The sequence below is a fragment of the Nesterenkonia sphaerica genome (genome assembly GCF_005771565.1).
Taxonomy (GTDB): Bacteria; Actinomycetota; Actinomycetes; order Actinomycetales; family Micrococcaceae; genus Nesterenkonia; species Nesterenkonia sphaerica.
In genome coordinates this window covers 1-8,388 of sequence record NZ_VAWA01000033.1, presented here as the reverse complement: position 1 = coordinate 8,388, position 8,388 = coordinate 1, and the positions used below count along the sequence as shown (strand labels likewise).

Sequence of the window (8,388 nt, the reverse complement as noted above, 5' to 3'; positions counted from 1 at the left end):
TGTCCTGGCGCGGAAGATCATCGCCTCGACCACCTTGCGGCTGTCTTCGAAGGGGCGTCCCTTACGCCCTTGGTTGGACGGTAGCAGTGGTTCGACCCGCGCCCACTGGGCATCGGTGAGCTGCTGATAGCGAGAAGAGGTAGAAGTCGCCATGCCCCCAGCCTGCCGGAGAAATCACCTCACACATAGGAGACATGCCCTAGTCTTATACCTCGTGACAACTCAAGCCCCGCGCATGCAGTGGATGGATTTCCTACGCGGTCTCGCTGTACTTCTGGTAGTGGTATTACACGCCAACAGCCAGAATATTGCCGGCGCCAGTGTGGAATGGTGGGCGGAGGTCAATCGGTACCTGACACCTTTCCGGATGCCTCTGCTGATGTTCATGTCGGGGATGCTCCTGCACCGGTCGCTGGCGAAGCCGCTGCCGCTGTATGTATGGGGGAAGGCAGCTGCCATCGCCTGGCCGCTGCTGGTGTGGCTCTGCCTCTACGGATTCTTTGTCCGCGGTGGCATCGGCGTACCGAACCTCTTGGAATGGCAATTCCACCGGGACTATTTGTGGTTTCTGATGTCGCTGCTGCTGTGCTACTCAGCAGCCACAGCATTCAAGCCCCTGGTGACGCGGTTCCCCTCTGGTCACGTGTGGGCGTACCTGGGGTTGTTCCTAGCCATGATCGGCACCTACGTCTCCACCACGGCAGTCCACGGCGGGCTTATGGGCAGCACATTCTGGTACGGGGCATTCTTCTTCCTGGGGGCCTGGGCGACGCCGCATGTTGACCGCTGGATCCAGGTGCATTGGGCAGTGATTCTCCCGCTGGCGACGGGCGTGGCGTTCTTGGCTCACCTGGGAGTCGATGACCGCAGCCTGCGGATCGGCTCAGCGGCAGCCGCGGCCATCTCGGTCACAGGCATCTTCGTGGTCATCTGGCTGGCCCCCCGGCTGCGCAGGGGAGGGGCCGTCCAATTCGTCGAGTGGTGCGGGCGCAGCTCCGTGGTGGTCTACGTGGCCCACTTTCCGATCATCGTTCTGCTGCGTGACCATATCTTCTCAGCGGTGGGTCTTACCGCCGGCCTTCAGGTGTTCCTGATGACCCTCATCTCGCTGTTCCTGACCGTGCTGCTGGTCTGGGCCCGGCCCTGGACCCCATGGCTCTACGTCATGCCGCAGCACCAACGAGTAGCCGCCAAACTCCGATAGGCTCCAGCGATGCGAGCTCTGGCGCGAATCACAGCGGCGTCAGACGGTGCACAGTTCGACTGGAGTCACCACGGGCGCACCGCTAGCGGGTCAGACTAATTGTCCAGCGCCTCCCAAATGAGGAATGCCCACCACACCAGGCCAATGATGGGCGTGGTGATGACCGCTGCGGTGATGAGAATTCCAATCATTGCTCTGACCACCCTCGAACGAAGACATCGGGGAGATTCCAACAATCGCGCTACCTCAAGTGTAGTTCAGGCGACTGGCACGCTACCTTGCTGTTCTGCCCTTCGGAAGGGTCGATTCGCGAGGGGAATGCGAAACAATCCAAAGTTCGTCGTATCCTCGTGGAGTATGTGCCAAGCGACGACGCGTAGGGATCAGGGTCGGAAGCGGGTGGACACTTCATGGGCACCCCAACGATCCGGACCCCAGGAAAGACAAGGGAGAGAGCATGGCTGAATTCATCTACACGATGGTCAAGGCACGCAAGAAGGTCGGCGACAAAGTCATCCTCGATGACGTGACGATGTCGTTCTACCCGGGTGCCAAGATCGGTGTCCTCGGTCCCAACGGCGCCGGGAAGTCAACGATTCTGAAAATCATGGCTGGTATGGACGAGCCCTCCAACGGTGAGGCCCGGCTCAGCCCTGGCTACTCGGTGGGCATCCTGCAGCAGGAGCCTCCACTCAGTGAGGACAAGACCGTCCTGGGCAACGTTCAGGAGGGGCTCGGTGACATCTACACCAAGGTGATTCGCTATAACGAGATCAGCGATGAGATGGCGAACCCGGATACTGACTTCGAAGCCCTCATGGAGGAGATGGGGAAGCTTCAGGAGGAGATCGACGCCGCCAACGCCTGGGACATTGACTCGCAGGTCGAGCAGGCCATGGACGCACTCCGGTGCCCGCCAGGTGATGAGGCCGTCACCCACCTCTCAGGTGGTGAGCGACGGCGTGTGGCGCTGTGCAAACTGCTGTTGTCCAAGCCTGATCTGCTGCTCCTGGACGAGCCCACCAACCACCTGGATGCCGAATCTGTGTTGTGGCTGGAGCAGCATTTAGCCTCCTATGAGGGTGCAGTCCTTGCGGTGACCCACGATCGGTACTTCCTGGATCATGTCGCCGAATGGATCTGCGAGGTGGACCGGGGGAGGCTTTACCCCTACGAGGGCAACTACACCACGTACTTGGAGAAGAAGCGCTCTCGCATGGAGGTGCAGGGCAAGAAGGACGCCAAGCAGGCCAAGCGCCTTGCCGAGGAGCTGGAGTGGGTCCGCTCCAACGCCAAGGGCCGTCAGGCGAAGTCCAAAGCACGTCTGGCCCGTTATGAGGAAATGGCGGCGGAGGCCGAGCGGACCAAGAAGCTCGACTTTGAAGAGATCCAGATCCCACCTGGCCCCCGGTTGGGCACCCAGGTCATCGAGGCGGAGAACCTGCAGAAGGGCTTCGGCGACCGGAAACTGATCGACGGATTGTCGTTTTCGCTGCCCCGCAACGGCATTGTCGGTGTTATCGGCCCCAACGGTGTGGGCAAGTCCACGTTGTTCAAGACAATCGTGGGGTTTGAGGAGCTCGACGGCGGCGACCTCACCGTGGGTGATTCAGTGAAGATGAGTTACGTTGACCAGTCCCGGGCCGGAATCGATCCTGATAAGAGCCTGTGGGAGGTGGTCTCCGACGGTCTGGACTTCATCCAGGTCGGGAATGTGGAGATGCCCTCCCGGGCTTATGTGTCCTCATTCGGTTTCAAGGGACCCGACCAGCAGAAGCGCGCGGGGGTCCTTTCCGGCGGGGAACGCAACCGGTTGAATCTCGCACTGACGCTGAAACAGGGCGGGAACCTCCTCCTGCTCGATGAGCCCACCAACGACCTCGATGTGGAGACGCTGAGTTCGCTGGAGAACGCCCTGTTGGAGTTCCCGGGATGCGCCGTGGTGATTTCTCACGATCGGTGGTTCCTGGATCGCGTGGCCACCCATGTGCTCGCATGGGAAGGCACAGAGGAGAACCCTGCCAACTGGTACTGGTTCGAAGGGAACTTTGAGTCCTACACCCAGAACAAGATCGACCGCCTCGGGGCTGAAGCGGCGCGGCCCAGCCGTGTCACTCACCGACGGTTGACCCGACAGTGATGCCGGCAGCCGGAGGCTCTGCGGTCTCCGGCTGCTGATTTCAGGCGGCCGTGCGCCCAGCGGTGTGCTCGGCCTGCCATGGCGTCGAGGCAGGTGTCGAGGCAGGTGTCGAGACAGGTGTCGAGGCAGGAGCCGAGGCGGGGGGTGGTGTGTGAGCTGGTGAGGGCTCAGTGCTCTCTTGCGCGGCGTCGTCGCGTTCAGTGTTTCCCCCTGGGGCGGACGACTCAGATGTGTCTGCGGCGTCGCCGCGATGAACCTTCCGGTACTGGGTGGTGCCGAATTTCAAGTCGTGACCGACACTCTGGGCACTGATTTCGATTTCTGCACCAGACTCGTTCTGATCGTTCCTCCAGGTACGGACCTTGGGGCGACCCACAACGACGACCGGGTCCCCCTTGTGGATCGAGTCGGCCACATTCAGTGCCAGTCGGCCAAAGCAGGCCACGGTATACCAATTGGTCTCCCCGGAGGTCCATTCGCCGGTCTGACCACTGCGCCAGCGAGGTGTCGCTCCTAACCGGAAGGTTGTCACCGGGTTGTCCGAGTCAGGGTTTTTCACCTCTGGGGTGGTGCCGGAGAACCCGCGCACTGTGATGGTTTCGGTCATAGCTGCTGATCACTTCCTCAGTCTCACGGCCAGGCTCTGGCGTGAACCGGGGCGCTGGCCGTGTTCACGTGCACCCGGTTCGTACCGTTGAGTCTGGGCGATGTTCAGCGAGGTGTGTGGTCACAATGCTCCGCTGTGGAGGGGCTGGCGCGGTGGCATGCTCGGGAGGTGCCTTGGGGAGTATTCCTGGCGCTTAGGTGTTTCTCGCCAGGATGAAGCCGCCTGCTGAGGTCAGGCGTAGCCACTTGCCGTGGGTATGGACGGTGCTGGTGGCGTCGGCGGCGTCGTCCAGGAAGCCCAGCGAGAGGGCGCCGAATGCTGCGCCGGCGGGCAGCCCGTGCTCCAGCGGCCGGCTCCATACGGTTTCGCGGACCTGCTCCACCACATGCGCGCCCGCGGACTGAGGCACCGCCTCGGCGACCTCTGCCACTCCCTGCTCGGCAGCTGTGCGCAGCTTGGAGTCAGCAACGGTGCCCCGACTCACCCATCCGGTGCGAGGCGGAGTTACTGCGGCCCAGGGGGCGTTGATGCGAGACGGCGGCAGCGGTAGCTGCGTCTCGGCCGGATTCATCCGTGCCAGCCGCTCCGTGATGGCCGAGAGCTCGACTGTCACATCGGCCTGAGACGTCTCAGCTAAGGCCATAGTGCGCAGTCCCAGCACGGCAGGGATGCGGGAGGTCAGCGTCGCCGGAGTCATCACCGGAAGCCAGGCGGCCGCGACGGTGCCCACTGCTTGGAGGCGGATCCCTTGTTCGTTGATACGGCGGCCTCGTGAGATGTATGTCGAGAGGTCCTGAAGGGCGGCTGCTTCGGCAAAGTTCAGGTGCGGGGTCATAGGATGTTCATTGTTTCATGCACATACAGATGGAGGAGCCGGTGATGGCGGAACGCGAGTACCGAGTCCCGACCCCGGAGGAGGCTGTGGCGCGGCTGGTGGGCATGCTGGACCTGGAGTCCCTGCCGGATGATGGAGGCAGCGAGGACCGCTTCATCGCTCCAGTCTTCGAACAGGCGTACTGGCGCGTCTTCGGCGGCCAGGTCCTGGCCCAGGCCACCGCAGCGGCAATGCGTACCGTGGACCCGCGGCGCGTGGTTCATTCGGTGCACGGTTACTTCCTGCGCCCAGGGGATGCCACCAAACCGATCGAGGTGCGCGTGGAGCGGCTGCGCGACGGCGGATCCTTCTCCGCCCGCAGGTCTCAGGCGTACCAGGACGGGGTGCCGATACTTTCTATGATCTCCAGCTTTCAGAAGCCGTCCGGTGGCCCGACGCACCAGGAAACGATGCCCGCCTCCGTGCCGGCCCCGGAGGACCTGCCGGCACCCGAGGTGCTGCTTGGTCATATCAACCATCCGGTGATGCGCGAGTGGGGGAGCGGCCGTCCCTTCGAGCTGCGGCATATTGACCGTCCTATTTATCTCGAGGCGGACCGCGACCGCCGTCCGGCCTCAGCGGTGTGGATGAAGACCAAGGCGCCACTGCCTGAAGATCCGAACATTCACCGAGCGGCCATCCTGTACGCCTCGGACTACACGCTCCTTGAGCCGGTGCTCCGTCAGCATGGGTATTACTGGGCGAAGCCGGGCCTGAAAGTGGCCTCTCTCGATCATGCCATGTGGTGGCATCGGGCGGCGCGTGCCGATGAATGGCTGCTCTATGTCAAAGACAGCCCCTCGGCCCAGAGCTCGCGTGGGCTGGGCACTGGAGCGATCTACACTCGCTCGGGTGAGCTTGTGGCCACCGTCGCTCAAGAGGGCATGATCCGGTCCCCCCAGGGCCTGAAGTCCAAGGTGCAGGAGCAGGTGCAGAAGCGTGCGGTCTCCGCTGGCAAGACCCAGCGGGAGCTCAATCAGAAGTACAAGGCTGCCTGGCGCTCCCGCTATATGCGGTGAGCACCCTCTCGTACGCCGCTTGCGCCTGCAGTGCGGTGGCGTCCCATGAGTAGCCGCGCGCCAGATCAGCCGCGGCACGGCTGAACGCCGTCCACAGATTCCAGTCGCTGACCAGCTTTTCCAGGGCCGCCGCCCAATCCTCTGGATCGAGGCTGTCGATGAGGATTCCGGACCTCCCGTGGTCGACCAACTCAGCGAGTCCGCCAACATTGTGGGCCAGCACCGGTGTGCCACAGGCCTTGGCCTCCAAGGCCACTAGCCCGAAGGACTCGCTGTAGGAGGGCACCAGAAGCGCATCTGAGGTGCGGAAGAGCTCTGCGAGATCCGGGTGCGGAAGGGGTTTCTTCGTCACGAGTATGTCTGAGATACCCGCATCGTGTGCCAGCGCGGAAATGTCTACGCTGTCCGGACCCGACTGTCGTCCGGCCACGGTCAGCTCCACCTTCAAGTGTGGCAGCCGGGACCTCAGCCGGCCCACTGCGGCCACTGCGACCTGAGGGCCCTTATGCGGTTGGAGCCGGCCGGCGAACGCCAGCCGCAGCGTACGCTGGGTGGGAGGCGTCAACCGCGGATCCACCCCCGTCGGCGGATGAAAGGTGCCCAGGGCGGTGCCGGGCTGGACCATGGCGATGCGCTCTGGTGGTGCATCGAAAATGCGCTGCAGGTCGGCAGCTTCCCTGCGGGTGTTCGCGGTCAGGGCGGACGCTGCCGCGGCGATCTGCTGCTCGGCGCGGTGCCGTTGGGGATCTTCCGCGGCGTCGGGATCCCTTTCCAGCTTCACCGCACCAATGGTGTGCATGGTGTGCACTAACTCCGCCCCGAGTGAGGCGGCCAAGCTGATCCCGGCCAGACCGGAAAGCCAATAGTGGGAGTGCACTACGTCCACGGGGTGAGGGTCGGCGGATTTCAGGGAGACCAGTGCTCGTTGGGAGAGGTCTGCTATGCACCGCAATAGGCGGGACTTGTCCTCGCGGCAGTTCTGGCATACCTGCAGGACGTGCACACGCAGCCGTGGGTGCAGGGCAGCTCGTCTGTCCCCGGACTGGGTCGCGAACTCGGGTCCCTGTCCGGGTGCGACATCGAGGTCTGTGGTGACGATGTCCACTGTGGTGCCCCGCTCGGCCAAGGCGTGGGCGAGCTGGTTGACGTAAACGTTGAGTCCGCCGGCGTCCCCGGTGCCTGCCTGCGCCAGGGGAGAGGTGTGGAGGCTGAGCATGACCACGCGTCGGGCGGCCGCATCGGGGCCGACTCCGGACTCTATGGGCATGCGTAGCTTTCAGAGGTGTTGACGAACAGACTGGTGCCCGAGGCGAGATGGTCACTCTCCGGACTGAGCGAGTCTATCACCTGGGAATCCCGCCTAATTCAAGGGATGCAGCAATGTTCTGGCCCCTTGACTCGTTCGACTTCAGTGGACGATGACCTCCCGGGGCCCGATGTGTGTCCACACCGGCCCGGAGCACAACCCGCGGCCCTGGATCTACTCGTTCCTAAGCCGAAGTTGTGTTCTCACGGATCCATTGCAGATAAGCCTCGCTGCCGTCGATGATCGGCTGGACGATTACTTCTGGCTCATCGTAAGAGTGTTCGGCGGCGAACAGCGCTTTGATTCGGTCAATGGCAGAGGACTCGGTCTTCAAGGTGAGGAGGTACTCGGGGTCCTGGTGGGTCTCTCCCTGCCACCGGTAGTAACTGGTGACCTGGCAAACCTGCACGCAGGCCGCGAGCTGCTCGGCCACTGCCATCGATGCTAAGCGTTCAGCCTCGGCAGCAGAATCAGTAGTGGTGTGGACGGTGACGAATTCGACTGTGGTCATAGTCCCAGTCTGACCGATCGTAGTCGAGGGGCCACCTGCATGGTCCGCACCTGGTGACTAATGCCGTCCGGTAGCGTTGTGACATGGTGACTGCTGCGGAGACTCGCGACCCGGAAGTGATTCGGCGCTTGCTGACCACCCCTGGTCGGTGGGCGATTGTGGGCCTGAGCACCAACACCCGTCGAGCTGCCTATGGCGTGTCCCGGATGATTCGTGACCGATTGGGCATGCAGATCCTGCCGGTGAACCTGGCCGGGGAGGACGTCCACGGTGAGCCCGGCTTCCGCACGCTGAGTGAGATCGACGGCCCGATTGACGTGGTGGACTGCTTTGTGAATTCTCAGAAGGTGGGAGCTGTCGTCGATCAGGCAATAGAGGTCGGCGCGAAGGCCGTCTGGCTGCAGGTAGGGGTAGTCGACCACCGCGCGGCGGAACGTGCCCGGCAGGCCGGACTCAGTGTGGTGATGGACGCCTGCCCGGCCATTGAAGCGCCCAGGCTTGGCCTGTGAGACCAACCCCGAATGTGATATATATCACAAAGTGCCCGAGGAGGTGTCTGGGTTCAGGACATGTGTCCCACTTGATACGGCACAGGTGAGTCGGGACATATGGCACAGTCTTAATAGGTAGGTGACCAAACACCGCGTTGTTGTTCTGAAGATCGTTGCTAAGCAGCTCACCGTCACCGAGGCCTCGGAGGGGGTGTCAATTAGTTTGTGTACCGGGT

General features: G+C 62.8%; 9 protein-coding genes. 4 read left to right on the top strand and 5 right to left on the bottom strand.

The genetic code is table 11. The annotated features are described in order from the left end of the window. On the bottom strand, positions 1–153 hold a 153-nt coding region (locus FEF27_RS12735; protein ID WP_138171260.1), incomplete at its 3' end, for a transposase. Between the two features lie 61 nt (positions 154–214). On the opposite strand from FEF27_RS12735, the gene FEF27_RS12730 reads away from it, so the two are divergent. Both FEF27_RS12730 and ettA read left to right on the top strand, forming a co-directional pair. Beyond that, the gene (locus FEF27_RS12730; protein ID WP_166430025.1) at positions 215–1,204 is read left to right on the top strand and encodes an acyltransferase family protein; all 990 of its coding nucleotides are present in this window, start codon (positions 215–217) and stop codon (positions 1,202–1,204) included. 457 nt (positions 1,205–1,661) lie between these two features. Next, entirely contained in the window at positions 1,662–3,344 is a 1,683-nt protein-coding gene (gene ettA / locus FEF27_RS12725; RefSeq protein ID WP_138171258.1) for an energy-dependent translational throttle protein EttA, read from the top strand. A gap of 40 nt (positions 3,345–3,384) precedes the next feature. Here the strand turns inward: ettA and FEF27_RS12720 are convergent, their stop codons facing one another. Beyond that, a complete protein-coding gene (locus tag FEF27_RS12720; RefSeq protein WP_138171257.1) occupies positions 3,385–3,951 on the bottom strand; it encodes a single-stranded DNA-binding protein in 567 nt (188 codons plus the stop codon). A 193-nt stretch (positions 3,952–4,144) separates the two neighbouring features. Further along, positions 4,145–4,786 carry a DUF8185 domain-containing protein gene (locus FEF27_RS12715; protein ID WP_138171256.1) on the bottom strand — a complete coding sequence of 214 codons (642 nt, stop codon included), beginning with the start codon at positions 4,784–4,786 and terminating at the stop codon, positions 4,145–4,147. Positions 4,787–4,803: 17 nt separating this feature from the next. On the opposite strand from FEF27_RS12715, the gene FEF27_RS12710 reads away from it, so the two are divergent. Beyond that, the gene (locus FEF27_RS12710; RefSeq protein ID WP_243729247.1) at positions 4,804–5,844 is read left to right on the top strand and encodes an acyl-CoA thioesterase; all 1,041 of its coding nucleotides are present in this window, start codon (positions 4,804–4,806) and stop codon (positions 5,842–5,844) included. Here the strand turns inward: FEF27_RS12710 and FEF27_RS12705 are convergent. Together FEF27_RS12705 and cutA are read right to left on the bottom strand one after the other, a co-directional pair. Beyond that, the gene (locus FEF27_RS12705; RefSeq protein WP_138171255.1) at positions 5,798–7,111 is read right to left on the bottom strand and encodes a glycosyltransferase; all 1,314 of its coding nucleotides are present in this window, start codon (positions 7,109–7,111) and stop codon (positions 5,798–5,800) included. The genes FEF27_RS12710 and FEF27_RS12705 overlap by 47 nt on opposite strands. Before the next feature lie 223 nt (positions 7,112–7,334). Then, on the bottom strand, positions 7,335–7,661 hold the full coding sequence (gene cutA, locus FEF27_RS12700; protein ID WP_138171254.1) for a divalent-cation tolerance protein CutA: 327 nt from the start codon (positions 7,659–7,661) through the stop codon (positions 7,335–7,337). A gap of 83 nt (positions 7,662–7,744) precedes the next feature. Here cutA and FEF27_RS12695 point away from each other — a divergent pair, with 83 nt between their 5' ends. After that, positions 7,745–8,170, top strand: a complete 426-nt coding sequence (locus FEF27_RS12695; protein ID WP_138171253.1) for a CoA-binding protein — start codon at positions 7,745–7,747, stop codon at positions 8,168–8,170. Positions 8,171–8,388: the final 218 nt, after the last annotated feature.

Bases quoted from the DNA above. Each gene is read 5' to 3' on its own strand.
- ettA (WP_138171258.1), top strand. From the start codon at position 1,662: ATGGCTGAATTCATCTACACGATGGTCAAGGCACGCAAGAAGGTCGGC.
- FEF27_RS12720 (WP_138171257.1), bottom strand. From the start codon at position 3,951: ATGACCGAAACCATCACAGTGCGCGGGTTCTCCGGCACCACCCCAGAG.
- FEF27_RS12715 (WP_138171256.1), bottom strand. From the start codon at position 4,786: ATGACCCCGCACCTGAACTTTGCCGAAGCAGCCGCCCTTCAGGACCTC.
- FEF27_RS12710 (WP_243729247.1), top strand. From the start codon at position 4,804: ATGCACATACAGATGGAGGAGCCGGTGATGGCGGAACGCGAGTACCGA.
- FEF27_RS12705 (WP_138171255.1), bottom strand. From the start codon at position 7,111: ATGCCCATAGAGTCCGGAGTCGGCCCCGATGCGGCCGCCCGACGCGTG.
- cutA (WP_138171254.1), bottom strand. From the start codon at position 7,661: ATGACCACAGTCGAATTCGTCACCGTCCACACCACTACTGATTCTGCT.
- FEF27_RS12695 (WP_138171253.1), top strand. From the start codon at position 7,745: ATGGTGACTGCTGCGGAGACTCGCGACCCGGAAGTGATTCGGCGCTTG.